Genomic DNA, 26,299 nt, shown 5'->3' with positions numbered 1-26,299 from the left:
TGCGCGCGGGCGCACGCCCGCGAGCGGGACGATTGCCCCGATCGGGGGAAGTCCGCCGCCCGGGGTTTGGGCACCGAGCACGCGGGCGCGCGGTCCGCCGCACGGGTGTGCGAGGAGGGGATCTCCCGGCCGGTCCGGAAAAAGTTCTCCGCGCCGCGTTGAACACAACGACCGCCTTTGTGCGTACTCAGGACCGTGCGGCGGCGCAGCAGGGCGCTGCGACACCCTTGTGATGATCGGGGAGTTGACGATGAAGACGTCCTGGCGGAGCGCCTCACTGGCGGCGGGCGCCGTGTCCGTGCTGGCCCTCACGACGGCGTGCGGGACGGAGAGCGGCGGCTCGGCGGCCAGCCAGAACGTGGGCATCACGGCCCCGGCCGGTACCGCGGGCGCCACCGGCGGTGTCGGCGCCGGAACGGAGGCCCCGCCGGTCGGCGGCGGCGTCGGCGCGGGGACCGGCACCCAGACCGGCACGGGCGCCGGTGAACTCGCCGTCTCCGTCAGCGACGACCTCGGCAAGATCCTCATCGACGGCGAGGGCAACACGCTCTACCGCTTCGACGCGGACACCGCGGAACCCCCCAAGTCCAGCTGTGACGGCGACTGCGCCACCACCTGGCCGCCGGTGCCCGCCGACGACGCCACCGCCGGTGACGGCATCGACAAGTCGCTGCTCGGCGAGGTCACCCGCACCGACGGCAGCAAGCAACTCACCGTCGACGGCTGGCCGGTGTACCGCTACGCCAAGGACGCCAAGGCGGGCGACACCAGCGGCCAGGGCGTGGGCGGCAAGTGGTTCGCGCTGGCCCCCGACGGCAAGAAGGCCAAGTCGACCGGCGGCGGTGGCGGTGGCGGCGGCACGGCGGCGGCTCCCGGCCTCTCCGTGCGCACCGACCCCAACCTCGGCGAGATCGTCGTCGACCGCAACGGCATGACGGTCTACCGCTTCGTCAAGGACAAGGCGTGGCCGAAGCCGGTGACCGAGTGCCTCGGCGCCTGCATCGAGAAGTGGCCCGCGGTCGCCCCCGTCGCCACCAACGACACCAAGGGCGTCCAGAAGAAGGGCCTGATGAGCTTCACCCGGCCCGACGGCGTCAAGCAGATGACCGTCAACTGCTCGCCGATCTACACCTTCGCCGGTGACAAGGCCCCCGGTGACATCAACGGTCAGGGCGTCGGCGGCACCTGGTACGCCGTCGCCCCCGACGGCAAGCTGGTCGGCGCGCCGAAGCAGTAGCGATCGCCTCCCCAGGGCAGATCACCGCACCTGCGACGGCACGTCCGGCCCCCGGTCCGCCCCCTCCGCGCCGCACGGAGGGGGCGGACCCCTGTGCGTGGTCCCCCGGACGGTCCGCGCGCCCGCAGCCGCGACGCTCCGCAGCGCGTCGGGTACGGTTCGTCGATCCCCGCCGGGGCGGCCGATCCGGCACGTGCCGCAGGCAGTGACCGGGAACGGACGGTCAATTTCCGTTTCTGCTCGCTCCTTTGGCGGGCGATCAGTAGCCTCTGCTCGAACACCGGATCGCCTACGCCTTGGAGAGAACAGATGGAGCGTCCTGCCTGGGCTCCACGGAGCATCGACATCTCGGTGCCCAGTGTCTCGCGGATCTACGACTACTACCTGGGCGGTTCGCACAACTTCGAGGTCGACCGGGAAGCGGCCCGCAAGGCGATGGAGTTCCTGCCGGGACTCCCCAAGATCATGCAGGCGAACCGGGCGTTCATGCGCCGCGCGGTGCGGTACGCGGCGGCCGAGGGCATCACGCAGTTCCTCGACATCGGCTCGGGCATCCCCACCTTCGGCAACGTCCACGAGATCGCCCAGGAGACCCGCCCCGGCGCCCGCGTCGTCTACGTCGACCACGACCCGGTCGCCGTCGCGCACAGCCGCGCCGTCCTCGCGGGCAACGCCGACGCCGACGTGGTCGCCGCCGACCTGCGCAAGCCGCGCGAGATACTCGCCGCCCCGGAGGTGCAGCGGCTGCTCGACCTCGACCGGCCCGTGGCCCTGCTCCTCGTTGCCATACTGCACTTCGTGGAAGACGCGGACGACCCCTGCGCCGTGGTCGCCGAACTCGGCGCCGCGCTCGCCCCCGGCAGCCTGCTCGTGCTCACGCACGCCTCGTACGAGGGCATTCCGCTGCCCGCGGAGCGGACCGACGGCCTGGTGGACGTCTACAAGGACATCCGCAACCCACTGATCATGCGCTCGCGCGAGGAGATCGCGCGGTTCTTCGAGGGGTACGACATGGTGGAACCGGGACTGGTGCCGATGGCGCGCTGGCGGCCGGAGACGGCTCCGGAGGACGAGGACCCGTACGCCTTCTCCGGGTTCGCGGGCGTGGGGCGTACATCGTGACCGCCGCGCCGGACGGGCCGGAGGACAGACTGCGGCGGTTCGCCACGATCTGGAGCCGGGCGGTCTTCCCGGTGACCTCGACGTCCCTGACCCGCCCGGAGTTCGAGGACCAACTCCTGCCGCTGGCCCGGCTGCTGAGCGAGGCGCTGCTCGCCCGGACGTTCGACCCGCACGCCGCCCGCGACGTCGGCGCCGCCCTCGTCGACGCGCACTGCACCGACCCGGACGCCCTCAGCCACAGCCTCGACTGCGTCGACGCCTACCTGGTGCTCTACTGCGGCGGCGACGGCCCCCAGGAGGAGCTGCGCACCCGCTGCTCCCGCCTCCAGCACGCCCTGGCCGCCGGGTTCGCCGAGCGGCTGCGCCGACGCACCCTCGCCGAGCAGGAGTCCATCGCGCGCGCCGCGCTCCAGGCGCAGGGCGTCGTCGCGCAGGCGCTGCACGCCAGCGAGGCCCGCTTCCGCGCGGTGTTCGAGGGCGCGGCGATAGGGATCGCCATCGCCGACCTCGACGGGAAGATCCTCCAGGTCAACGGGGCGCTCACCCGCATGTTCGGCGGCGCCGAGCAGTCGCTGCGCGGCCACAACGTCAGCGAGTGGACCCACCCCGAGGACGCCCCCCAGGTGTGGCGGCTCTACGAGGAGCTGGTGCGCGGCGAACGCGAGCACTACCACGTGGAGAAGGCCTTCTACCGGCCCGACGGCACCGCCCTGTGGACCAACCTCACCGTCTCCCTGCTGCGCGACCCCGACGGCCGCCCCGAGTACCAGCTCGCGCTGATGGAGGACACCACCGAGCGGCGGCTGCTCAACCTGCGGCTGCGGTACGAGGCGACGCACGACGCGCTGACCGGCCTGCCCAACCGCACCCTGTTCTTCGAACGCCTGGAGAAGGTCCTCGCGGCGGGCGAGGGGCAGCGGTTCGGCCTGTGCTACCTGGACCTCGACGGCTTCAAGACCATCAACGACAGCCTCGGCCACGCCGCCGGCGACCGGCTGCTCGTCGAGATCGCCGACCGGCTCCAGTCCTGCGCGACCGCGCCCGGCGAGATGGTCGCCCGGCTCGGCGGCGACGAGTTCGTGGCCCTCACCACCGGCCCGGACACCCGCCGCGAGGTCGACGAACTCGCCGCCCGCATCATGAACGTCCTGGTGGCGCCGGTCCGGATCGAGGGCCGGGAGCTGACCGTGCGCGGCAGCATCGGCATCGTCGAGGGCCCGGCGGGCGAGCGCAGCCCGGCGGAGGTGCTGCGCAGCGCCGACATCACGATGTACCGGGCCAAGTCGGCGGGCGGCAACCGCTACGAGCTGGCCGACCCCGAGGCCGACGCCCGCGCGATCACCCGGCACGGCCTGACCACCGCCCTCCCGGCGGCCCTGGACCGGGGCGAGTTCTTCATCGAGTACCAGCCGCTGGTCCACCTCGGCGACGGCAGCGTGCGCGGCGCGGAGGCGCTGGTGCGCTGGCTGCACCCGCAGCACGGCGTCCTCGGCCCCGACCGGTTCATCCCGCTCGCCGAGCACACCGGGCTGATCGTGCCGCTCGGGCGCTGGGTGCTGGAGCAGTCGGTGCGGCAGGCCCGCGAGTGGCGCGAGCGCAACGGCGACGGCGGCCCGCTGCGGATCAACGTCAACCTCTCGCCCTGCCAGCTCACCCACCCCGGCCTGGTGCAGGACACCGTGGACATCCTGGAACGGGCCGGGGTGTCGCCCGACGCGCTCTGCCTGGAGGTCACCGAGTCCGCGCTCATCGGCGCCGACGACGACCTGCTCAAGCCGCTGCGCCGCCTCGCGGAGATGGGCGTCGACATCGCCCTGGACGACTTCGGCACCGGCTACTCCAACCTGGCCAACCTGCGCCGCCTGCCGGTGAGCGTCCTCAAGCTGGACCGCTCCTTCACCCAGAGCATGCAGCAGTTCCCCGCCGACCCCGTCGACCTCAAGATCGTCGAGGGGATCGTCTCGCTCGCCCACAGTCTGGACCTCGCGGTCACCGTGGAGGGCGTGGAGACCGGCGCGCAGGCCGAGCAGCTGCGCATCCTCGGCTGCGACACGGCCCAGGGCTGGTACTACGCCCGCCCCGGCCCGCCGGACCGGCTGCACGAGCTGGCCCTCGTGGACGCCACCGGATGAGCACGGGCGCGCCGGGCCCCGGGGACTCCGGGACGGCCGGCGAGGCGGACGCCGGGGCGGCCGAGGCGGTGGCCGCCGCCGTCGCGGGCGAACGGGCCCTCCTGGACCCCGCCGTCCGCGCCTCGGCCACCGGGCCCGCCCGCCTCCTCGACCCCGAGTTCGTGGAGGTCGGCGCCTCCGGGAGGCGCTACACGTACGCCGAGATGGTCGCCGAGCTGGCCTCCCACCCGGGCGGCTCGGCGGACGGCCCCCGCTACGAGCCCTCCGAGATCACCGGGGTGCTGCTCGCCCCCGGCCTGGTCCACCTGACGTACGAGACCGACTTCGAGGGCCGCCGGGCCCGGCACAGCTCGCTGTGGCGCAGGCGTGAGGGCGGGACGGAGTGGCGGATGTACTACCACCAGGGCACGCCGATGCCGTAGCGCCACCGGGCCCCTTCCGGCGCGGCGCGCCTCAGCGTTCCAGCAGCATCCGCTGGAGTTCGCGGGCGGCGCGCGGCGGCGCCACGTCGCTGCGGTGGGCGAGCGCGATCGCCCGGTGCAGGCCGGGCCGGGCGAGCGGGGTGACGCGCAGGCCGTGGCCCGAGCGGGCGGCCACCATGCGCGGCACGACGGCCACCCCCAGACCGGCCCGCACGAAGCCCAGCACCGCGTCCATCTCGCCGCCCTCCACCGCGAAGTCCGGCTCGAAACCCTCCGCCCGGCACGCGGCGACGGTGAGTTCCCGCAGGTCGTAGCCGTGCCGGAACATCACCATCCGTTCGTCGGCCAGGTCGGCGATACGGACCGAGCCGCGGCCGTGGCCGGGCCGGGTGGCCTCCGGCGCGGACACCACCACCAGGTCCTCGCGCAGCAGCTCCACCGTGGTCAGCGCCGGGGACGGCGTCGGCAGCGGCAGCACCACCAGCGCCAGGTCCAGGGCGCCGCGCGCCAGTTCGCGCACCAGGTCGTGCGAGCCGCCCTCCTCGACCATCAGCCGGATGCCGGGATAGCGGTCGTGGAAGGCGCGCAGCACGTCCGGCAGCAGGCCCGTGCAGAGGCTCGGCGTGGCCCCCAGCCTGACCCGGCCGCTGCGCAGCTGCACCAGCTCCTGCACCTCGTACCGGGCCGTCTCGGCGTCCGCGAGGATGCGCCGGGCCAGCGGCAGCAGCGCCTCGCCCGCGTCGGTGAGGGTGATGTTGCCGCGCGCCCGCAGGAACAGACCGGCCCCCAGCTCCCGCTCCAGCGCCTTGATCTGCTGCGACAGCGAGGGCTGCGCCACGTGCACCGACTCGGCGGCCCGGGTGAAGTGCCGGGTCTCGGCGACGGCCACGAAGTACTGGAGCTGCTGGAGCTGCATCCGACCAGCATAGGCAGCCACGATAGGGGACGGCTATCGGAACGAGCCGGACCATGTCTTGGACTGATGGGGCTCTTCGGCCCTAGCGTCCTGGACATGGCACTGGCAACGCGGACGGACCGACGGCCGTCCATGGCGCGCACTCTGTGGGACTCCTCCGTCGGCAAGAAGACCGTGATGGCCGTCAGCGGCCTGATCATGCTGCTCTACCTGGTCGTCCACATGATCGGCAACCTGAAGATCTTCTTCGGGTCCGGCGAGTTCAACCACTACGCGCACTGGCTGCGCACCGTCGGCGAACCGTTCATGCACTACGAGTGGACGCTCTGGCTGATCCGCGTCGCCCTGGTCGTCGCCGTCGTCGCGCACATCGTCTCCGCCTACCAGCTCAGCCGCCGCGACCTGCGGGCCCGCCCGAGCAAATACGTCCACAAGAAGGCCCGCACCAGCTACGCCACCCGCACCATGCGCTGGGGCGGCGTCATCCTCGCCCTGTTCATCGTCTGGCACATCCTCGACCTGACCACCGGCACGGCACACCCCGGCGGCTTCGAGGAGGGCAAGCCCTACCAGAACGTCGTGGACACCTTCTCCACCTGGTACGGCAACACGATCTACATCACCGCGATGCTCGCCCTCGGCCTGCACGTCCGGCACGGCTTCTGGAGCGCCGCCCAGACCCTCGGCGTCGGCAGCCGGACCCGCGACCGCGCCCTCAAGACCTGTGCCGACGTCCTCGCGCTGCTGCTCACGGCCGGATTCATCGCCGTACCCGTGGGCGTCATGACCGGAGTGGTGAGCTGACCATGACCTCCTACGCCGACTACACGACCGGCACCCCGGTCACCGACACCAAGGCCCCCGCCGGGCCGGTCCACGAGCGCTGGGACACCCGCCGCTTCGAGGCCAGGCTCGTCAACCCCGCCAACCGGCGCAAGCACACCGTCATCGTGGTCGGCACCGGCCTCGCGGGCGGCTCGGCCGGCGCCACCCTCGCCGAACAGGGCTACCACGTCGTCCAGTTCTGCTACCAGGACTCCCCGCGCCGCGCCCACTCCATCGCCGCCCAGGGCGGCATCAACGCCGCGAAGAACTACCGCAACGACGGCGACTCGATCCACCGCCTGTTCTACGACACCGTCAAGGGCGGCGACTTCCGCGCCCGCGAGTCCAACGTGCACCGCCTGGCGCAGATCTCCGTCGAGATCATCGACCAGTGCGTCGCCCAGGGCGTCCCCTTCGCCCGCGAGTACGGCGGCCTGCTCGACACCCGCTCCTTCGGCGGCGTCCAGGTCTCCCGCACCTTCTACGCCCGCGGCCAGACCGGCCAGCAGCTCCTCCTCGGCGCCTACCAGGCCCTGTCCCGGCAGATCGCCGCCGGGAACATCGAGATGCACGCCCGCACCGAGATGCTCGACCTCGTGGTCGTCGACGGCCGCGCCCGCGGCATCGTCGCCCGCGACCTCGTCACCGGGAAGATCGACACCTACTTCGCGGACGCCGTCGTCCTCGCCAGCGGCGGCTACGGCAACGTCTTCTACCTGTCGACGAACGCCATGAACTCCAACGCCACCGCCGTCTGGCGCGCCCACCGGCGCGGCGCCCTCTTCGCCAACCCCTGCTTCACCCAGATCCACCCCACCTGCATCCCGCGCACCGGCGACCACCAGTCCAAGCTGACCCTGATGAGCGAGTCGCTGCGCAACGACGGCCGGATCTGGGTGCCGAAGGCCAAGGGCGACACCCGCCCCGCCGACCGCATCCCCGAGGACGAGCGCGACTACTACCTGGAGCGCATCTACCCCTCCTTCGGCAACCTGGTCCCCCGCGACATCGCCTCCCGCGCCGCGAAGAACGTGTGCGACGAGGGCCGCGGCGTCGGCCCCGGCGGGCAGGGCGTCTACCTCGACTTCGCGGACGCCGTCGCGCGGATGGGCCGCAAGGCCGTCGAGGCCAAGTACGGCAACCTCTTCGACATGTACCAGCGGATCACCGACGAGAATCCGTACGAGACACCGATGCGGATCTACCCGGCCGTGCACTACACGATGGGCGGACTGTGGGTCGACTACGACCTCCAGACCACCGTCCCCGGCCTGTTCGCGATCGGCGAGGCCAACTTCTCCGACCACGGCGCCAACCGGCTCGGCGCGTCCGCCCTGATGCAGGGCCTCGCCGACGGCTACTTCGTGCTCCCCGCCACCATCAACGACTACCTCGCCCGCAACCCCCACCAGGACCCCGTCACCGACGAACACCCCGTCGTGCAGGAGGTGGTGGCCGAGTCCCAGGACCGGCTGAACCTGCTGCTGTCCGTGGACGGCGACCGCACGCCCGACTCCTTCCACCGCGAGGTCGGCGAACTCATGTGGGAGTACTGCGGGATGGCCCGCGGCGAGGCCGGACTCCGCAAGGCCCTGGAGCGCATCCCGCAGATCCGCGAGGAGTTCTGGCGCCGCATCAAGGTGCCCGGCACCGGCGAGGAGTTCAACCAGTCGCTGGAGAAGGCCAACCGCATCGTCGACTACCTGGAGCTGGCCGAGCTGATGTGCCTCGACGCGCTGCACCGCGCCGAGTCCTGCGGCGGCCACTTCCGCGAGGAGTCCCAGACCCCGGACGGCGAGGCGGCCCGCCGCGACGAGGACTTCTCCTACGCGGCGGCCTGGGAGTTCACCGAGACCGGCGCGCCGCCCGTCCTGCACCGCGAAGACCTCGTCTTCGAGTACGTCCACCCCACCCAGCGGAGCTACGCATGAAGCTCACCCTGCGCGTCTGGCGCCAACGCAATGCCGACGCCGACGGCGCCATGTCCACGTACGAGGTCGACGGGATCTCCTCCGACATGTCCTTCCTGGAGATGCTGGACACCCTCAACGAGGAACTCATCCTCAAGGGCGAGGACCCGGTCGCCTTCGACCACGACTGCCGCGAGGGCATCTGCGGTGCCTGCTCGCTCGTCATCAACGGCGACGCCCACGGCCCCGAGCGCACCACCACCTGCCAGCTGCACATGCGGTCCTTCGCGGACGGCGACACCATCGACATCGAGCCGTGGCGGGCGTCCGCGTTCCCCGTCGTCAAGGACCTCGTCGTCGACCGGTCGGCCTTCGACCGGATCATGCAGGCCGGCGGCTACGTCACCGCCCCCACCGGCGCCGCCCCCGAGGCGCACGCGACGCCCGTGCCGAAGCCCGACGCCGACTTCGCCTTCGAGCACGCCGAGTGCATCGGCTGCGGCGCCTGCGTGGCCGCCTGCCCCAACGGCGCGGCCATGCTGTTCACCTCCGCCAAGGTCAACCACCTCAACGTCCTGCCGCAGGGCGCGCCCGAACGGGAGACCCGGGTGCTGGACATGGTGGCCCAGATGGACGCCGAGGGCTTCGGCGGCTGCACCCTCGCCGGGGAGTGCGCCACCGCCTGCCCGAAGGGCATCCCCCTCATGTCCATCACCGGCATGAACAAGGAGTGGCTGCGCGCGACACGGAAGGCGGGCAGGCGCTAGCCGATCGGGCAAGGGAGAAGTCCCGCGGTCCGGGAACCGCGGGACACACAGACGTTCGCCGACCGTGCGGACGGGCGGGCCGGGAGTGGTGCTCATCCCCGGCCCGTCTGTGTGTTCCGGCACGCCCCCCTGTGAGGGTGTCCCGGCCCCGGCCCGTCGGTGTGCTTCCGGAGCCCCGCCGGACCCCGCCGCCGTCGGGCCCAGGCGCTCCCCGGCTTCCCGGGATTTCCCGGCGGAGCGGCCCGCGTTCTCCGGTCGTACAGCCGTTCGCTCCTGGCATTCAGCAATCCCACACCCGCGCTCCTGGCACCCGTCACGTACACGCCAACCGGGCTCGGCAGAAACAAGGGGTACCCGCTCCGTCCCCCTTGCGTGTGTGTCCAGGAGAGAGCCATGACCGGCGTTTCCACCCTCGCTCGCCCCCCGCAGCCCGCCGCACCCGTCCGCTACACCGTCACCCTGGCCCGCGACGAGGCCGACGTGCGCGCCGCCCAGCGGCTGCGGCACGACGTCTTCGCCGGGGAGATGGGCGCCCTGCTCGCCTCCCCGCAGCCCGGTCTCGACGTCGACCCCTTCGACGCCCACTGCGACCACCTCCTGGTCCGCGAGACCGGTGGCGGGCAGGTCGTCGGCACCTACCGGCTGCTGCCCCCGGAGCGCGCCGCCGTCGCCGGACGGCTCTACTCCGAGAGCGAGTTCGACCTCACCCGGCTGGACCGGGTCCGGCCCGGACTCGTCGAGGTGGGCCGGTCCTGCGTCCACCCCGACCACCGCGACGGCGCAGTCATCGGCCTCATCTGGGCCGGGATCGCCCGCTACATGGTCGACCGGGGCCACGAGTGGCTCGCGGGCTGCTGCTCCGTCCCGCTCGCCGACGGCGGCGCCACCGCCGCCGCCACCTGGGACCGGGTCCGTGACAAGCACCTCGCGCCGGAGGAGTTCCGGGTCCGGCCGCTGCTGCCCTGGGCGCCGACGGCGGGGTCGCTCACGGCCGGTACGTCCACGGCGGGGACGTCCACGTCGCCCGCCGCGCGCACCGAACTGCCCGCCCTGCTGCGCGGCTACCTCCGGCTGGGCGCCTGGGTGTGCGGCGAGCCCGCCCACGACCCGGACTTCGGGGTGGCCGACCTCTACGTCCTGCTGTCGATGCGCCGGGTCAACCCGCGCTACCTGAAGCACTTCCTCTCCCTCGTCCCGGCCTGATGAGCGGCTGGCTGCCCAGCGCGCCCTGCACCCCCGAGGCGTGCGTGGACCGGGCGGCGCGGGCGGGCGCCGTCCCGCGCGGCGTGCTGCGCCTCGCGGCGGTCGTCGCGCTGGTGCTGGCCGGGATCGCCCTGCTGCCCGCCGGGCGCTTCGTCCCGGCGGGCGCGGTGCGCGGGTGGGCCCGCGCGATCGTGCGGGCGGCCGGGGTCCGGCTGCGCCTCACCGGCCCCGCCGCCCCGTCCGGCGGGGTGCTGCTGGTCGCCAACCACATCTCCTGGCTGGACATCCCGCTCCTGGCGGCGGTCCGTCCCGCCCGGATGATCGCCAAGGCGGAGATACGGCGCTGGCCGGTCGCGGGCCCGCTGGCGGCGCGCGGCGGGGTCGTCTTCCTCGACCGGGACCGGCTGCGCACCCTGCCGGACACGGTCGCCGACATCACCGCCCTGCTGCGCGCGGGGACCGCCGTGGGCGTCTTCCCCGAGGGCAGCACCTGGTGCGGGCGGGCCCGGGGCACGTTCCGGCGGGCCGTGTTCCAGGCCGCCCTGGACGCCGGGGTGCCCGTCCTGCCGGTCCGCATCCGCTACCTCCGGGCCACGGGCGCGGCCAGCACCGCCCCGGCGTACGTCGGCGAGGACTCCCTGGCCGCGTCCCTGTGGCGGGTGGTCACCACCCGCGGCCTGGTCGCCGAGGTGGAGGTACGGCCGCCCCTCGCGCCCGGCACCCACCCGGACCGCCGCTCCCTGGCCCGCGCGGCCCAGGCGGCGGGGGAGGGCGGCGACGCGCGCGGGGGCGACGCGCCCGTGGGGGGCGAGGGGGTTGCCGGGGGCGGGGGAGCGGGGCACGCCCCGCCGTCCGCGGCCGTGGGTCCGGCGCGCGGCCCGCGGGTCCGGCCGCGGCCGGCGCTTCCGCGGCCCCGTCCGGTCAGCCGGTCCCGCTGACGAGGGCGCGTTCGAGATGGCGGGCGGTGGCGCTGTCCGCCGCGCGGGACACCTCGGCCGGCGTGCCGGCCGCGACGACGCGCCCGCCGCGGTCGCCGCCGCCGGGGCCGAGGTCGATCACCCAGTCCGCGTCGGCGACGACCGCCATGTCGTGCTCCACCGCGATCACCGTGTGCCCCGCGTCGACCAGCCCGTGCAGCCGCCGCATCAGCACCGCCACGTCCGCCGGGTGCAGTCCGGTCGTCGGCTCGTCGAGGACGTACACCGTGTCGCCGCGCCGGGTCCGCTGCAACTCGCCCGCCAGCTTGATGCGTTGGGCCTCGCCGCCGGAGAATTCGGTGGCGGGCTGGCCGAGCCGGAGATAGCCGAGCCCCACATCCAGCAGGGCGGCGAGGCTGCGCGCGACGCCGGGCACGTCGGCGAAGAACCCGGCCGCCGCCTCCACGGTCAGGTCCAGCACCTCCGCCACGTTCCGTCCCCGGTAGGTCACCTCCAGCGTGTCCGGGCGGTAGCGGGCGCCGCCGCAGTCCGGGCAGGGCGCGTAGGTGCTGGGCAGGAAGAGGAGTTCGACGCTGACGAACCCCTCGCCCTGACAGGTCTCGCACCGCCCGCCCGCCACGTTGAAGGAGAAGCGGCCGACGCCGTACCCGCGCCGCCGGGCCTCCTCGGTGGCGGCGAACTCCCGGCGGACGGTGTCGAACAGGCCGGTGTAGGTGGCGAGGTTGGAGCGCGGGGTGCGTCCGATCGGGCGCTGGTCGACGACCACCAGCCGTTCCACGCCCGGCAGTCGCTCGGTGACCTCGCCGACGAGGGTGGACTTTCCCGAGCCGGAGACGCCGGTGACGGCGGTGAACACGCCGAGCGGGACCTCGGCCGTCACCCCGCGCAGGTTGTGCCGGGTGACCGGGCCGACCGTCAACCAGCCGCGCGGCGCCCGGAGTCGGCGCTCCGGGCGGGGCGCCCGGCCGAACAGGAAGCGGGCCGTCTCCGACGCGGTGACCGACGCCAGGTCCGCGACCGGGCCGCTGTGCAGCACCCGTCCGCCGTGCTCGCCCGCGGCCGGGCCGACGTCCACCAGCCAGTCCGCGGCCCGCATCACGTCCAGGTGGTGCTCGACCACGAACACCGAGTTCCCGGCCTCCTTCAGCCGGGTCAGCACCGTCAGCAGGGCCTCGGTGTCCGCCGGGTGCAGTCCCGCCGACGGCTCGTCGAGGACATACACCACGCCGAACAGGCCGGACCGCAACTGCGTGGCCAGGCGCAGGCGTTGGAGTTCGCCGGCCGACAGGGTGGGGGCCGGGCGGTCCAGGCTGAGGTAGCCGAGGCCGAGTTCGACGACCGGGCCGATCCGGGCGAGCAGGTCGTCGGTGAGGACCCGGGCGGTGCCGACCGCGCCGTCCAGGGCGTCCGCCAGCTCCGTCAGCGGCAGCGCGGCCAGTTCGGCGATCGTCCGGCCCGCGAAGGTCACCGCCAGAGCCTCCGCCCGCAGCCTCCGGCCCCCGCACAGCGGACACGGCGCACTGCTCAGGAACCGTTCGGCCTTCGCCCGCAGCGTCGCGCTCTTCGAGTCCGCGAACGTCTTCAGCACATACCGCCGGGCACTCATGTACGTTCCCTGGTACGGCCGTTGGATACGGTCGGCGTCGCGCACCGGGTGCACCGTCACCACCGGCTGCTCGTCCGTGAACAGAATCCACTCCCGCTCCGCGGCGGGCAGCTCACGCCACGGCACGTCGACATCGTGACCGAGGGCGTCCAGGACGTCCCGCAGGTTCTTGCCCTGCCAGGCACCCGGCCAGGCCGCGATCGCGCCCTCCCGGATCGACAACGACGGGTCGGGGACGAGGAGTTCCTCCGTCGTGCCGTGCACCACACCCAGGCCGTGGCACTCCGGGCAGGCGCCCGCCGCGGTGTTCGGGGAGAAGGAGTCCGAGTCGAGGCGCTCCGCCCCCGGCGGGTAGTCGCCCACGCGGGACAGCAGCATCCGCAGCGAGTTGGAGAGGGTGGTGACCGTGCCCACCGAGGACCGCGAGGTCGGCGCGGACCGCCGCTGCTGGAGCGACACGGCGGGCGGCAGCCCGCTGATCCCGGCCACCTTCGGCGTGCCCACCTGGTGGATCAGCCGCCGCGCGTACGGCGCCACCGACTCGAAGTAGCGGCGCTGCGCCTCCGCGTAGACCGTCCCGAACGCCAGCGACGACTTCCCCGAGCCGGACACCCCGGTGAACACGGCGACCACGTCACGCGGGATGTCGACGTCGACGCCCTTGAGGTTGTGCTCGCGGGCACCGCGGACCCGGACGAACGCGTCGTGGGGGCTCGGCATGACAGGCGGCTCCGTACGGTCGGTGGCGCTGCGGCGGACCACCCGTACGAGGGCGCACGCCGGTCGGACAAACCCCACGATCCTACGCGCGCCGCCGGTCCGCCCCTCCGGCACGGCACCGGTCCGCCTTCCGGCGGGCCACCGCCCCGTCCGGCGCACCCGGCCCCGCCGGTCCGGCGAGGTGCCTCAGGCGGCTCCGCCGAGCCGGGCGATCGCGGCGAGGCGCCGGTAGGAGTCCAGCAGCGCCGCCCGGTCGTACGTGCTCGTGGTGACCAGCACCTCCTGCGTGCCGGTCACCTTCACCACCGTCGCCAGCTCGTGCGCGACCTGCTCCTCGGTCCCGGCGAGCTGGCCGCGCAGCCCCGACTCGTAGAAGCCGCGCTCCTTGGCCGTCATCGGCCGCCGCTCGGCGTCCTCGGCCGGAGGCAGCGGCGGGAAGGTGCCGTGCGTGCGGGAGTACGCCATCGACCAGGCCTCGGGGACCAGCAGCCGCGCCGCCTCCTCGGGGGTCGCGGCGACCGCCACCGTCCCGGAGATCACGACGTACGGCTCGGCGGCCCACGGGGACGGCCGGAAGGCGGCCCGGTACGCGTCGACGCCGCGCCGCATCCGGTCCCGGTCGCGCAGGTCGCCGATCACCATCGGCAGGCCCGCCTCCGCCGCGATACGGGCGCCCTCGTTCATCGCCAGCACGAACGGCGGCACGGTGAGGCCCTCGGCGGGCCGGGCGCGCACCCCCGTCGGTGAGCCGCCGGTGAACCAGCCGAGCAGTTCGTCGAGTTGGGCGGCGAAGTCCTCGGCGTCGGCGTCGTCCCGGTCGCGGCCCAGCGCCCTGCGGACGCCGTCGGTGAAGCCGACCGAGCGGCCGAGGCCCATGTCGATCCGCCCCGGGAACAGGGACTCCAGCACACCGAACTGCTCGGCCACCACCAGCGGACGGTGGTTGGGCAGCATGACGCCGCCCGTGCCGACCCGGATCGTGGCGGTGGCGGCGGCGACGGCCGCCGCGAGGACGGTCGGCGCCGAACCGGCGACGCCGGGCACCCCGTGGTGCTCCGAGACCCAGAAACGGTGGTAGCCGAGCGCCTCGGCCTCCCGCGCGAACGCGACGGTGTCCCGCAGCGCCTCGCCGGCCGGTCGGCCCTCGCGGGTGCGGGACCGGTCCAGCACGGAGAACCGGACGCCGTCGAAGACGCCGCCCGCACCGGTCGTACCGCTCATGTCGTCGCTGCCGCTCACACCGTCCACACGGTGTTCAACGCGTGACGCGCGCCGGGATTCCCGCGTCCGATGCCCGCGTCCGCGTGCCGCCGCCGGGGCGGGGTCAGTTCTCGGGGTGCAGCAGGCCGCGCTCGTAGGCCCGTACGAGGTGCTGGGGGACGAGGTGCCGGACGCCGTCGACCGTGATCGGGACGAGCGCGGGCGTGCTCGCCTTCCACTGCGCGCGGCGGTGGCGGGTGTTGCTGCGGGACATCTTCCGCTTGGGTACGGCCATGGTGATCCTCCTCGGGAGCCTGGTACCGGCGGAGCCGGACGGGCACCGAGGACGCTATCTGAAAATGGATGCCATTAACAATTCAAGCCGGGAGGGGGGCGGCGGTGGGCCTGCCTAGGGTGGTGTCCGTGACCGACCCCCGTGAGGCCTCGCCGCCGCTCGCCGTGTTCGACCTGGACAACACCCTCGCCGCGACCGCGCACCGCCAGCCGTTCCTGGAGCGGCGGCCTCGCGACTGGGACGCCTTCTTCGCCGCCGCGCCGGACGACCCGCCGATCCCGGAAGGCGTGGCGCTGGCCCGCGAGAGCGCGCGGGCCTGCGAGGTCGTCTACCTGACCGGGCGGCCCGAACGCTGCCGGACCGACACCCTGGAGTGGCTCGCCCGGCACGGGCTGCCCGAGGGTCGCGTGTTCATGCGCCGGGACGGCGACCGCAGGCCGGCCCGCCGTACCAAGCTGGAACTCCTGCGCCGCCTCGCGCGCGGACGCGAGGTGCGGTTCCTCGTGGACGACGACGAGACGGTCTGCGACGACGCCGAGGCGGCCGGGTTCACCGTCGTCCGGGCACGCTGGGCGGCCCCCTCCGCCACGCTGCGCTCCGCGCAGGGGCGGGAGGGGCGAACCTGAAGGGCGACGGTTCGCCGCGCCGACGGCGTGTCAGTCCTGCTCGTCCAGGCGGAAGCCCACCTTCAGGCCCACCTGCCAGTGGGCCACCTGCCCGTCCTCGATCTGGCCCCGCACCTGTGTGACCTCGAACCAGTCCAGGTTGCGCAGGGTCTGGGCGGCGCGCGCCACGCCGTTGCGGACCGCCTGGTCGACGCCGTCCGGCGAGGTGCCGACGATCTCTGTGACCCGGTACGTGTGGTTCGACATGCGGGTGCTCCTCTCGGGCGTGACGGGAGATGTCGGATGTGTCACGCGTCACTCCACCGTGCCCCAAGCTGCGGCGGAGCGCGAGGCGTCGGGATGGGGTGCTTGGTCCCTCTTGACCTATGGATTGGTCCATACCAAAATCCTGCTCACCCGTGCGGGCCACCGCGCCCGTTCCCCCCACGGCGGGTTCCCCACCCCTGTCCACCAGGCAGAACAGGACCCCCGTGAGACGTCGTCGCCTCCTCGCCCTCCTCTGTGCGTCCGTCCCCCTCGCCTCCCTCGTCACCGCCTGCGGGGCGGTGCCCGGTCTGGGCGGCTCCGACCGGGAGACCGTCACGGTGTGGCTGATGAAGGACAGCGCCTCGAAGGACTTCCTCGACCGCTTCACCGCGGACTTCGAGCGCGACAACCCCGGGCTCGACCTCGACATCCGCATCCAGGAGTGGACCGGCATCGGCGAGAAGGTGCAGACCGCGCTGGAGGCCGACGGCGACGGTGACGGCGGGCCCGACGTCATCGAGGTCGGCAACACCCAGGTGCCGCAGTACGTCGACGGCGACCGGCTGCTCGACCTCACCCTGGAGTCGGTCGCCAAGTGGGGCAAGGAGGACTGGCTGCCCGGCCTCGCGGACCCGGGACAGCGCCGGTTCCACCAGTACGGCATCCCCTGGTACGCCGCCAACCGCGTCGTGATCTACCGCAAGGACCTGTTCCAGCAGGCCGGGATCACCGCCCCGCCGCGCACCCGTGAACAGTGGCTGTCGGTCACCGAGAAGCTCAACTCGGCCGGACACCAGGGGATCTACCTCGCCGGACAGGACTGGTACACCCTGGCCGGGTTCATCTGGGACGAGGGCGGCGACCTCGCCACCGAGGACGGCGTGGGCCGGTGGGAGGGCGCCCTCGACTCCCCGGCCGCGCTGCGCGGCATGGAGTTCTACCGGCAACTCCAGGCCCTCGGCGACGGACCGGTCGACGCCGACGAGGAACACCCGCCGCAGTCCGGTGTGTTCGCGGCGGGCGAGGCCGCCCAGATCGTCGCCGTACCCGGCCTCGCCCGCGTCGTCCTCCAGCAGAACCCGCAACTGGAGGGCAAGTTGGGCTTCTTCCCGGTGCCGGGCAAGACGACGACCAAACCCGGCGCCGTCTTCATCGGCGGCTCCGACCTCGTCATCCCCCGCAACACCGACCGCCGCAAGGGCGCCGTCGCGGTGGTCGCCGCCCTCGCCGGGGCCGAGTGGAACACGGACCTCGCGCGCAGCATGAACTACGTCCCCAACAAGGCGAAACTCTCCCCCGCCGTCGCCAGCGAGGAGGGCGTCGCCGCCATGGCCGCGGGCGCCGCCCAAGGCCGCGCCACCCCCAGCACCCCCGAATGGGCCGCGGTCGAGGCCGACAACCCGATCAAGGCCTACATGACAAGAGTCTTGACCGGAGCAAACCCCGAGAAGGAGTCCCGCAAGGCTTCGGCGGAGGTCACGAAGGCTTTGACGGTGGGGTGAGGGGCGAGCGCTTTTCGAGGTTGGCCAGGTGCCATCCCCCGCACGCGCGGGGAGCACCGAAGGAAACTCCGGCGGCGACCAGAGCTGAAGGGACCACCCTCGCACGCGCGGGGAGCACTGCGAGATGTTCTTGACGCGAAGCGTCTTGCCGGGACCACCCCCGCACGCGCGGGGAGCACCGTCTACTACGTCCCGGTCCAGTACCGGGTCCGGGACCACCCCCGCACGCGCGGGGAGCACGCCACCGGCTGGGTCCACCTGTACAGCGACCCGGGACCACCGCCCGCACGCGCGGGGAGCACGCGAGCGACCCGGGGTTCGGCTACCACTCCATGGGACCACCCCCGCACACGCGGGGAGCACATGCGCACCACCATCACCTCCAGCCTGCGCACGGGACCACCCCCGCACGGGCGGGGAGCACCATGGCGTCCTCGGGTGTTGGTGTGGTGGCGGGGGACCACCCCCGCACGCGCGGGGAGCACGGCCGAGTTCGGCCTCTGCGGTGGCTAAGTCCGGGACCACCCCCGCACGCGCGGGGAGCACAGTCCCGGAATCGGGAGCCGATCAGCCGCGAGGGGACCACCCCCGCACGCGCGGGGAGCACAGCCATTGATCGCCTGTGGTGCGCACCCGGGGGGGACCACCCCCGCACGCGCGGGGAGCACGCCGAGACCAGACCGGAGCAGTCCCACGACGGGGGACCACCCCCGCACGCGCGGGGAGCACTTGGAGATGGTGGAGTTGGACGCCATCTTCTTGGGACCACCCCCGCACGCGCGGGGAGCACGGGGCGGGCTGTCGAGCCGGGCGACCCCCTATGGGGACCACCCCCGCACGCGCGGGGAGCACCTTCCTGAGCTGCGCGTTTGTCTCACGCCCAACCCGTTCTGGGCCACCTTCGATCGGTCCGGCAATTCGTGCATTTCGGGCAATGTCGCTCCGTCCGGTCGCCCTACGCATCGAGGGGATCGCCACGGTGCGGAGACCATCCAAGCTTCGGCCCGGACGGGTGGCAAGCCGTTCTGGGAATGCGAGGGCCCTCACCCGGCACGCGCGCGGCCCTGCCCCTGACTCGGAGGGGCAGGGCCGCGCAGGTCGGGCTTAGCGGACCGTCGACAGGGACAGGGCGAAGCGGTCTGCTCGGTCGGTCCACCAGTGGGTCAGGGCCAGGCCCGCCGTGGCCAGTTCGGTGCGGACGCCCTCCTCGCGGAACTTCGCGGAGATCTCGGTGCGCAGTTCCTCGCCCGCCGCGAAGTCGACCGCGAGGTCCAGCGCGGGCACCTTGACGGTCTGGGTCCGGCGGGCGCGCAGGCGCATCTCGATCCATTCCGCGCGCGGGTCCCAGAGGGCGACGTGGTCGAAGGCGCCGGGGTCGAAGTCGGCGCCGAGTTCGCGGTTGACGACGGCCAGGACGTTCTTGTTGAACGCGGCCGTCACCCCGGCCGCGTCGTCGTACGCCCGGACCAGCACCTCCTCGTCCTTCACCAGGTCGGTGCCGAGCAGCAGCGCGTCACCGGGCCGCAGCAGCGCCCGGACCGAGGCGAGGAACGCGCCCCGTTCGGCGGGCAGCAGGTTGCCGATCGTGCCGCCGAGGAACGCCACCAGCCGGGGTCCCGGTGTCTCGGGCAGGGCCAGCGACGCGGTGAAGTCGGCGATGAGGGCGTGGACTTCGAGCGCGGGGCGCTCGGCGACGAGGGCCTGTCCGGCCAGGGTCAGCGCGCTCTCGCTGACGTCGACGGGCACGTAGACCCGCAGGTCGGTGAGCGCGTCGAGGAGGTGCCGGGTCTTGTCGGAGGAGCCGGAGCCGAGTTCCACGAGGGTGCGGGCCCCGGACGCGGCGGCGATCTCGGGGGCCCGGTCCACGAGGATCTCCCGCTCGGCGCGGGTCGGGTAGTACTCGGGCAACTCGGTGATCCGTTCGAAGAGTTCGCTGCCGTGCGCGTCGTAGAACCACTTGGGCGGCAGCGTCTTCGGGTCGGTGGTGAGGCCGCGCAGGACGTCGGAGCGCAGGGCGGCCTCCGTGGCGTCCTCGGGCAGGGTGCGGGTGATCTGGAAGGGACTCACGTGCGGGTCTCCTCGGGTGGTACGGGGGCCGCGGCCCCGCTCGACTCCTTGAGGGGGGTGAGCAGGACCTCGGTGCGGGTCGCCGTCAGGAGGGTGCGGTCGGGGACCTCCCGCCAGCGCGGATCGTCGTCGTACGGCTCGGAGGCCACCACCGCGCGGCCGGGCTCCGCCAGGTACCAGAGGCTGTCGCCCCAGGCCGTGGCGGCGATCGCCGTACCGTCGGTGAGCAGCAGGTTGAGCCGGGACCCGGGCGCCGTGGCGGCCACCTCGGGCACGAGGTCCGTGAGGGCCTGCCCCATGGGGTCACCGGCGCGCAGCCGGGCCAGGAGCAGCGCCCAGACCAGCGCCGAGTCGTTGCGGGCCTCCAGCGCCAGCACGTCCGCCGCGGGCAGGGTCCGGGCGAGGCCCGCGAGGGACGCGGGCCAGCCGGTGACGGCCCCGTTGTGGCTGAACAGCCAGGGCCCGGCCGCGAACGGCGCCGCCGCGGCCTCCGCGTCGGCCCCGGCGAGCGTCGCGTCCCGTACGGCGGCCAGCACCGCGCGGCTGCGCACCACGCGGGCGAGGTCGGCGAAGGACAGGTCCGCCCAGATCGGCCCGGCCCGGCGGTAGCGGGCGGGGGCCGGATCGCCGTCGGCGTACCAGCCCACCCCGAAACCGTCGGCGTTGACCGTGCCGTGCCGCTGCCGCCGGGGCGCCCACGACTGCCGGTACAGGGCGTGCGGCGGCTCCGTCAGCAGCCGCCCGAGCGGCTCCTCCGGGCCCAGGTACGCCACATGACGGCACATCAGGAAGCCCCGGCGGCCGTGCGGGCCGTGCGGAACCCGGAGAAGATCTGCCGCCGGATCGGATAGTCCCAGTTGCGGAAGGTGCCCCGGCAGGCCACCGGGTCCACCGCGAACGAACCGCCCCGCAGCACCTTGTGCTCCGGCCCGAAGAACACCTCCGAGTACTCCTTGTACGGGAACGCCCGGAACCCCGGGTAGGGCGCCAGGTCGCTCGACGTCCACTCCCACACGTCACCGATCAACTGGCGTACCCCGAGCGGCGACGCGCCCGCCGGATAGCTTCCGGCGGGGGCGGGCCGCAGGTGCCGCTGGCCCAGGTTGGCGTGCTCGGGGCCGGGATCGGCGTCGCCCCACGGGTAGCGGGTGGAGCCGCCGGTCGCCGGGTCGAAGCGGGCCGCCTTCTCCCACTCGGCCTCGGTGGGCAGCCGCCGCCCGGCCCAGCGGGCGTAGGCGTCGGCCTCGTACCAGCACACGTGCAGGACCGGCTCGTCCGGTGGGACGACCTCGGTGACGCCGAACCGGCGCCGCAGCCACTGCTTGCCGTCGCGCTGCCAGAACAGCGGTGCCCGCAGCGAGGTGCGGCGCACGTGCGCCCAGCCCTCCGGCGTCCACCAGCGGGCGTCGTCGTAGCCGCCGTCGTCGATGAACGCCTGGTAGGCGGCGTTGGTGACCGGTGTGGTGTCGATGTGGAAGGCGGCCACCTCACGCCGGTGCGCGGGCTGTTCGTTGTCGAGCGCCCACGGCTCGGTGGAGGTGCCCATGGTGAACGGGCCGCCCGGGACGAGGACTTCGGCCGGTCCGGTGAAGAGCGGGACCGGCTCCGGGTCGGGCGCGGAGAGCACCGCGGGGCCCTTGCGGAGCTGATGGGTGATCAGCATCGTCTCGTCGTGCTGCTGTTCGTGCTGGGCGATCATCCCGAAGGCGAAGCCCGCCTCGGTGAGCCGGGTGCCGTGGAAGTCGGCCGACTCCAGGATGTCCAGCACGCGTCCGCGGACCTCCGCCGCGTAGCCGCGCGCCTCGGCGGGCGCCAGCAGCGGCAGCGAGGGCCGTTCGGAGCGCGGGTGCTCGAACGCGTCGTAGAGGCTGTCGATCTCGGGGCGCATCGGCTCGCGGCCGCCGACCGTGCGCAGCAGCCACAGCTCCTCCTGGTTGCCGATGTGCGCCAGGTCCCAGACCAGGGGCGACATCAGCGGGGAGTGCTGGGCGGTGAGGTCGGGTCCCTCCACGCAGTCGGTGAGCAGCGCGGTGCGCTCGCGGGCGGTGACGAGGGTGCGCAGGGCGCGCTCGCGCAGCGCGTCGGCGTCGAGCGCGGTGAGCGGGGTGTGCCCGTCGAGGGGCTCGCGGGTGTCGAGGGTGTCGACGGCGCCCGGTCCGCCGGGCGGGCCGGCGGCGTCGGCGGTGCGGGGGGTGTCGGGGGTGGGGTCGGTCATGTGCGGATGTCCTTCCCGTGTGCGCGGACGTCGGCCCCGCGCAGGCGGTCGAGCTGGTCGTCGGCGGGGCAGCGGCCCCGCAGGACGTAGCGGTCCAGGTAGGCGCGGACGGCGTCGGTCACGGCCTCGGTGGCGCCGAGCCCCGGCAGGGCCTCCAGCGCCGTACGGAAGCAGGTGACGGCGACCTCCCGCAGTTCCGGGTCGGCCAGTCCGTCGCGGGCGGCGTCGCTCCACAGCGGGTTGTGCGGCGCCGGGTGCGGACCGGACCGTTCGGCGAGCGGCTTCACCGCGCGGTAGGCGCGTTCGGCGGCCTCGGGGTCGTCGAACAGGGCCGTCGTCACCGCGAGCGGCACGATCCAGCCGTCCTCGCCGGGCTGCGCGTCGATCATGCGCAGCTCCAGGTGACCGCGGGGTCTGACCGGCGGGAACAGCGTGGACACGTGGTAGTCGAGGTCCGCCCGGGTGGGCGATCCGCTGCGGGTCCACTCCCGGAAGGTCAGGTCGTCGGGCACCTCCCAGGGCCCGCTGTCGCGCCGTACGCACATCACGGGCGCGTCCACGACGTGCCGGGCCCACGCCGTGCGCGGCTCGGTGTCCAGGGGCGGCGCTCCCGCGCGGCCCGGACCGATCTCCGCCCACAGCAGCTGCCGGGTGGACCGCCACCCGGTGTCGGTGCCGCTGAGCAGGGGCGAGTTGGCGAACGCGGCCACCAGGACCGCGCCCAGGGTGTGCGCGAGCCACCAGCGCCGCCCGAGACCGAGCGGGCCGGGCTCCTCGAACCCGGCGTCCAGGCAGACCTGGACGGAGGCGGAGGTGCACATCATGGCCCGCCCGGCGGGGCCGGTCCGGCCGAGATACGCCTCCATCGCGTCGTAGCGCGGTTCGTGCAGGAACCGGCGGGGCGGGAGCCACGGCTCCGTGCCGATCCCGGCGAGGGCGAGACCCCGCTCACGCAGGACGGCCCGGACCGCGTCCAGGTCGTCCGAGACGAGGGTCACGCACTCCATGAGGGAGGCGGCGGGCGGCGAGCTGAGTTCCAGCTGGCCGCCGGGTTCGACGGTGAGCGCCGAGTTCAGCGGCACCGTCTCCAGCGCGGCGTAGGCCGCGGCGAGTCGTTCGGGTGTCACGGGGAGCCGCGCGTCGCGCAGCTCGTGGACGAGCCATTCCAGTTCGACCCCGACCGTGCGGGGCGGGCCGGTCTTGAAGCAGATGCCCCTGACCAGGGCCTCCACCTCGGCCTCCGAGAGTGACGTACGAGGTGTCGTACAGTCGCTCCCCGAAGTGTCGCTCGATATGTCAGACATGTGGGGATCGATCCTCCTGAGATTCCACCATGCCACCGGTCCGGCGTCGGTGGTGCCGGACCGGCTTGCTCATCCCACCCAAGACGCTCGCCTCGATTCGCACAAGGGTGCGCATGAGGGGCGTTCGGGACACGTAATCTCCCTTTCCCGGTCGGTCCCGGGCCGTTCCCGGTACGTCACTGTCGTCTGCCCCGTCCGGGGAAACCCAGTTGCACCGCCCGTCCAGCATCGCTGACGATGCGTGCATGAGCACGACGGGGGAGCCGGGCCGGTGCCCGGCGGGAGTGTCCGGGGGAGTGCGCGGGGCCGCGCCCCGCACGCGCACGGCGTCCACGGGGGTGGCGCCGTGAGCGCGCGGCTGCGCGGTGTCGCGCGCGACACCGAGGCGGCCGTCGCGGCGGGCGCCTACCGCGCCCCCGACGGCCGTGAGGTGCCCCTCGCCGCGGCGATCGAGGCCGCGCGGGCGGGGACACGGATGCACGGCCCCGGGCCGGTGACCGTGCCGTCGGCCGGGCCGGTCCCGGGGCCCGCGTCCGTCCCGGCCCGGATCGAGGTCACCGGCGAGAGCAGCCTGGACGCCGCCCGCAGACTCGTCACCGGACATCCGGCCCCGCCGCCGGGAGACCGGCCCGCCGACCCGGTCGCCGTCCTCAACTTCGCCTCCGCCCGCAACCCCGGCGGCGGCTACCTCAACGGCGCCCAGGCCCAGGAGGAGGCCCTCTGCCGGGGGTCCGCGCTCCACACCTGCCTGCTGCGCGCGCCCGAGTTCTACGACCACCACCGCGCGCACCGGGACCCGTTCTACACCGATCGGGTGATCCACTCCCCGGCGGTGCCCGTCTTCCGCGACGACCGCGGCGCCTTCCTGCCCGAGCCGTACGCCGCGGGCTTCCTCACCGCCGCCGCGCCCAACGCCGGAGTGGTGCTCCGTACGGCTCCCGAGCGCGCCGCCGAGCTGCCCGGCGTCCTCGCCGTCCGCGCCGAGCGCGTCCTGGAGACCGCAGCCGCCCACGGCTACCGCCGCCTGGTCCTCGGCGCCTGGGGCTGCGGCGTCTTCCGCAACGACCCGGCCCAGGTCGCCGCCGCCTTCCGCGGCCTGCTCGCCCCCGGCGCCCGCTTCGCGGGCACCTTCACCCACGTGGTCTTCGGCGTCCTGGACCGGACACCGGGGAACACGGTGCGCGGCGCGTTCGAGCGGGCGTTCGACGCGCGGCCCGTCCCCGAGGGCCACGGCGCCGGGACCTGACCGACGAGCCCCCGGGGACCTCGGACCGTACGAGGGGTCCCGGCGCCTCGGAACCGTACCGGGAGACCGCAGCGCCGCGGACCGTACCGAGAGACGCCAGGTCCGCTCAGCCCCCGTTCCGCGCCGGATTCTTCAGCCCCACGAGGCGCAGGACGGCGTTGCGCTGCCGGTCGCCCGTCCACGGCGGTACGGCGTTCGCGCTGAGCCGCGCCATCAGACGGCTCTGGTACACGACCGACTTGGGGTTGCTGAACGCCGCGAAGCCGACCTCGCCGCCCTTGTACCGGCCCATGCCGCTGGGGCCCACGCCCCCGAAGCCCATGCTGTCGGACAGGGCGTGCAGGGCGAGGTCGTTGACGGAGACGCCGCCGCTGGACGTGCGCCGCACGACGGTGTCGATCGCGCGCCGGTCGTGCCCGAAGACGTACAGGCCGAGCGGCTTGTCCTTGGCGTCGACGATGCCGATGGCCTCGTCGAGCGTGTCGTAGGTGTGGACGGACAGGACCGGCCCGAAGACCTCCGTCCGGTGCAGGCGCAGACTCTCGTCGGGGTCGACGACGATCGTCAGGGGGAGCTGGCGGGTCACCGAGGTCGGCGGCTCGTCGGCGTAGAGGTCGGGGCGGACGACGCGGAACCCCTTCGCGCGGGCCTCGTCGACCAGGGCGGTGACCCGGTCGTAGGACCGCTGGTCGATCATGGCCGAGACCTCGGGGTTGCCGTGCAGGGTGGGGAAGTCCGCGGCGTTCTTGCGGAGCACGGCGTCGAGGAACGGTTCGAGGGCGGCGCGGGGGACGAGGGCGTAGTCGACGGCGAGGCAGACCTGGCCCCCGTTGCCGAGGCGGCCCTGCGCGATCTTGGCGCCGACGGCGTCGATGTCGGCGTCCGGGAGGACGAACGCGGGGCATTTGCCGCCGAGTTCGAGGATGACGGGCGTGAGGTGGGGCGCCGCGGCGGCCAGGACGCGTCGGCCGACCTCGGTGCCGCCGGTGAAGACGAACGTGTCCCAGGGCAGCGCGGCGAAGTGCGCGGAGACCCGGGCGTCGCCCTCGACGACGGCCAGGGTCCGCTCGTCGAACACCTCGGCCGTGAGCCGCCTGAGCAGCGCGGTGAGCCGGGGCGTCGACTCGGACGGCTTGATCATGACACTGTTCCCGGCGGCCAGGGCCTCGATCGCGGGATCGAGGGCGAGGCTGACGGGCGCGTTGAACGGCGACATCACCCCGATGACACCGAGCGGTTCGTACACCAGACGACTGCGTACGCCGGTGAGGCCGAGGACGCCGGAGGAGCGGCGCCGGGGCTTCATCCACTGCTTGAGGTGCCGCTTCACGTGCCGCAGATGGAGCAGCGGCGGCACGATGTCGGCGCTGAGGATCTGGTCGCGGCTGCGGTGCCCGAAGTCCTCGACCAGCGCGTCGACCATGCTCGTCCAGTGGGCCCTGAGCATGCCTTCGAGCAGGTCGAGCCGGTCCATGCGCTCGGCGTAGGCCGGCGGGTGCGCCGGGGAACAGGCCGCCTTCTGCGCCCGGAAGATCCGGTCGATGTCCGCGACGGGGTCGGTCAGGGCGAGGGTGGTGAGAGACGTCATGTCCGTCAACTCCGTGAACTGGTGGGCGCGTCGGCGTCCGGGGCGGGTGGGGGGAGAGGAGGTGCGGGCTGATCGGGGTGGGGGCGGAGGGTGCCAGCGGGCAGCGGGCAGCGGGCAGGGGGCGGTGGGAGGTCGGCCTGCGGGGCGGTGGTCAGGGGGTCCGGACCGGTGGGCGGGCGTGCGTCACGCGGCCTCGCGGCGCGGCCCGCCCC

22 protein-coding genes and 1 CRISPR repeat array are annotated in these 26,299 nt (G+C 73.7%); of the genes, 12 read left to right on the top strand and 10 right to left on the bottom strand.

Annotation, left to right across the window (positions count from 1 at the left end; genetic code table 11):
• The first annotated feature begins 250 nt into the window (after positions 1-250).
• The 4 genes from ACIQPQ_RS14900 to ACIQPQ_RS14885 all read left to right on the top strand — a co-directional run bounded on the left by ACIQPQ_RS14900 (position 251) and on the right by ACIQPQ_RS14885 (position 4,913).
• Entirely contained in the window at positions 251-1,237 is a 987-nt protein-coding gene (locus ACIQPQ_RS14900) for an SCO0930 family lipoprotein (protein ID WP_401304511.1), read from the top strand.
• A 309-nt stretch (positions 1,238-1,546) separates the two neighbouring features.
• Positions 1,547-2,359 (top strand): SAM-dependent methyltransferase, encoded by an 813-nt coding sequence (locus ACIQPQ_RS14895; protein ID WP_401303688.1) that lies wholly within the window; start codon positions 1,547-1,549, stop codon positions 2,357-2,359.
• The gene (locus ACIQPQ_RS14890; protein WP_401303686.1) at positions 2,356-4,491 is read left to right on the top strand and encodes a putative bifunctional diguanylate cyclase/phosphodiesterase; all 2,136 of its coding nucleotides are present in this window, start codon (positions 2,356-2,358) and stop codon (positions 4,489-4,491) included. Before ACIQPQ_RS14895 ends, ACIQPQ_RS14890 begins: the two co-directional genes overlap by 4 nt.
• Positions 4,488-4,913: a DUF4440 domain-containing protein gene (locus ACIQPQ_RS14885; protein ID WP_401303685.1), complete on the top strand. Its 426-nt coding sequence runs from the start codon at positions 4,488-4,490 to the stop codon at positions 4,911-4,913. The genes ACIQPQ_RS14890 and ACIQPQ_RS14885 overlap by 4 nt, the downstream gene beginning before the upstream one ends.
• A gap of 31 nt (positions 4,914-4,944) precedes the next feature.
• Here ACIQPQ_RS14885 and ACIQPQ_RS14880 read toward each other — a convergent pair whose 3' ends face one another.
• The gene (locus tag ACIQPQ_RS14880; RefSeq protein WP_383782111.1) at positions 4,945-5,829 is read right to left on the bottom strand and encodes a LysR family transcriptional regulator; all 885 of its coding nucleotides are present in this window, start codon (positions 5,827-5,829) and stop codon (positions 4,945-4,947) included.
• Positions 5,830-5,961: 132 nt separating this feature from the next.
• Here ACIQPQ_RS14880 and ACIQPQ_RS14875 point away from each other — a divergent pair, with 132 nt between their 5' ends.
• The 5 genes from ACIQPQ_RS14875 (at position 5,962) to ACIQPQ_RS14855 (ending at position 11,472) form a co-directional block, all read left to right on the top strand.
• Positions 5,962-6,633: a succinate dehydrogenase gene (locus ACIQPQ_RS14875; protein WP_401304508.1), complete on the top strand. Its 672-nt coding sequence runs from the start codon at positions 5,962-5,964 to the stop codon at positions 6,631-6,633.
• A gap of 2 nt (positions 6,634-6,635) precedes the next feature.
• Positions 6,636-8,585, top strand: a complete 1,950-nt coding sequence (locus ACIQPQ_RS14870; protein WP_401303682.1) for a fumarate reductase/succinate dehydrogenase flavoprotein subunit — start codon at positions 6,636-6,638, stop codon at positions 8,583-8,585.
• Positions 8,582-9,331 (top strand): succinate dehydrogenase/fumarate reductase iron-sulfur subunit, encoded by a 750-nt coding sequence (locus tag ACIQPQ_RS14865; RefSeq protein WP_401303681.1) that lies wholly within the window; start codon positions 8,582-8,584, stop codon positions 9,329-9,331. Before ACIQPQ_RS14870 ends, ACIQPQ_RS14865 begins: the two co-directional genes overlap by 4 nt.
• Positions 9,332-9,724: 393 nt before the next feature.
• Complete coding sequence (locus ACIQPQ_RS14860; RefSeq protein ID WP_401303679.1) at positions 9,725-10,534, top strand: GNAT family N-acetyltransferase; 810 nt, start codon at positions 9,725-9,727, stop codon at positions 10,532-10,534.
• Complete coding sequence (locus ACIQPQ_RS14855) at positions 10,534-11,472, top strand: lysophospholipid acyltransferase family protein (RefSeq protein WP_401303677.1); 939 nt, start codon at positions 10,534-10,536, stop codon at positions 11,470-11,472. Before ACIQPQ_RS14860 ends, ACIQPQ_RS14855 begins: the two co-directional genes overlap by 1 nt.
• Here the strand turns inward: ACIQPQ_RS14855 and ACIQPQ_RS14850 are convergent.
• From ACIQPQ_RS14850 to rpmF, 3 genes are all read right to left on the bottom strand, one after another.
• Positions 11,456-13,798: an ATP-binding cassette domain-containing protein gene (locus ACIQPQ_RS14850; RefSeq protein WP_401303676.1), complete on the bottom strand. Its 2,343-nt coding sequence runs from the start codon at positions 13,796-13,798 to the stop codon at positions 11,456-11,458. The genes ACIQPQ_RS14855 and ACIQPQ_RS14850 overlap by 17 nt on opposite strands.
• Before the next feature lie 186 nt (positions 13,799-13,984).
• Positions 13,985-15,019: an MsnO8 family LLM class oxidoreductase gene (locus tag ACIQPQ_RS14845; RefSeq protein ID WP_401304507.1), complete on the bottom strand. Its 1,035-nt coding sequence runs from the start codon at positions 15,017-15,019 to the stop codon at positions 13,985-13,987.
• A 103-nt stretch (positions 15,020-15,122) separates the two neighbouring features.
• A complete protein-coding gene (rpmF, locus tag ACIQPQ_RS14840) occupies positions 15,123-15,293 on the bottom strand; it encodes a 50S ribosomal protein L32 (protein ID WP_383778722.1) in 171 nt (56 codons plus the stop codon).
• A 128-nt stretch (positions 15,294-15,421) separates the two neighbouring features.
• Here rpmF and ACIQPQ_RS14835 point away from each other — a divergent pair, with 128 nt between their 5' ends.
• Positions 15,422-15,919, top strand: coding sequence for a hypothetical protein (locus ACIQPQ_RS14835; RefSeq protein WP_401303674.1), 498 nt, complete (start codon positions 15,422-15,424; stop codon positions 15,917-15,919).
• Between the two features lie 30 nt (positions 15,920-15,949).
• Here the strand turns inward: ACIQPQ_RS14835 and ACIQPQ_RS14830 are convergent, their stop codons facing one another.
• Positions 15,950-16,165: a dodecin gene (locus ACIQPQ_RS14830; RefSeq protein WP_383778719.1), complete on the bottom strand. Its 216-nt coding sequence runs from the start codon at positions 16,163-16,165 to the stop codon at positions 15,950-15,952.
• A 224-nt stretch (positions 16,166-16,389) separates the two neighbouring features.
• Between ACIQPQ_RS14830 and ACIQPQ_RS14825 the strand changes: the two genes are divergently transcribed.
• Positions 16,390-17,667: an extracellular solute-binding protein gene (locus tag ACIQPQ_RS14825; protein ID WP_401303672.1), complete on the top strand. Its 1,278-nt coding sequence runs from the start codon at positions 16,390-16,392 to the stop codon at positions 17,665-17,667.
• A gap of 28 nt (positions 17,668-17,695) precedes the next feature.
• A CRISPR array of direct repeats spans positions 17,696-18,519; the repeat unit is 29 nt; unit sequence GGGACCACCCCCGCACGCGCGGGGAGCAC.
• Between the two features lie 252 nt (positions 18,520-18,771).
• Here the strand turns inward: ACIQPQ_RS14825 and egtD are convergent.
• Genes egtD through egtA form a run of 4 tightly spaced genes read right to left on the bottom strand, consistent with a single transcriptional unit; the run spans position 18,772 to position 23,253 of the window.
• Entirely contained in the window at positions 18,772-19,734 is a 963-nt protein-coding gene (egtD, locus tag ACIQPQ_RS14820) for an L-histidine N(alpha)-methyltransferase (protein WP_401303670.1), read from the bottom strand.
• A complete protein-coding gene (gene egtC, locus ACIQPQ_RS14815; RefSeq protein WP_401303668.1) occupies positions 19,731-20,519 on the bottom strand; it encodes an ergothioneine biosynthesis protein EgtC in 789 nt (262 codons plus the stop codon). Before egtC ends, egtD begins: the two co-directional genes overlap by 4 nt.
• A complete protein-coding gene (gene egtB / locus ACIQPQ_RS14810; RefSeq protein WP_401303666.1) occupies positions 20,519-21,949 on the bottom strand; it encodes an ergothioneine biosynthesis protein EgtB in 1,431 nt (476 codons plus the stop codon). Before egtB ends, egtC begins: the two co-directional genes overlap by 1 nt.
• On the bottom strand, positions 21,946-23,253 hold the full coding sequence (gene egtA / locus ACIQPQ_RS14805) for an ergothioneine biosynthesis glutamate--cysteine ligase EgtA (RefSeq protein ID WP_401303665.1): 1,308 nt from the start codon (positions 23,251-23,253) through the stop codon (positions 21,946-21,948). Before egtA ends, egtB begins: the two co-directional genes overlap by 4 nt.
• Positions 23,254-23,599: 346 nt before the next feature.
• On the opposite strand from egtA, the gene ACIQPQ_RS14800 reads away from it, so the two are divergent.
• The gene (locus ACIQPQ_RS14800; RefSeq protein WP_401303663.1) at positions 23,600-24,499 is read left to right on the top strand and encodes a TIGR02452 family protein; all 900 of its coding nucleotides are present in this window, start codon (positions 23,600-23,602) and stop codon (positions 24,497-24,499) included.
• Positions 24,500-24,605: 106 nt separating this feature from the next.
• Here ACIQPQ_RS14800 and ACIQPQ_RS14795 read toward each other — a convergent pair whose 3' ends face one another.
• Positions 24,606-26,087 (bottom strand): aldehyde dehydrogenase family protein, encoded by a 1,482-nt coding sequence (locus ACIQPQ_RS14795; RefSeq protein ID WP_401303661.1) that lies wholly within the window; start codon positions 26,085-26,087, stop codon positions 24,606-24,608.
• Positions 26,088-26,299 lie beyond the last annotated feature (212 nt).

Source organism: Streptomyces sp. NPDC091281, from assembly GCF_044757425.1.
GTDB lineage: Bacteria > Actinomycetota > Actinomycetes > Streptomycetales > Streptomycetaceae > Streptomyces.
This window is presented reverse-complemented; position numbering and strand designations above follow the sequence as displayed.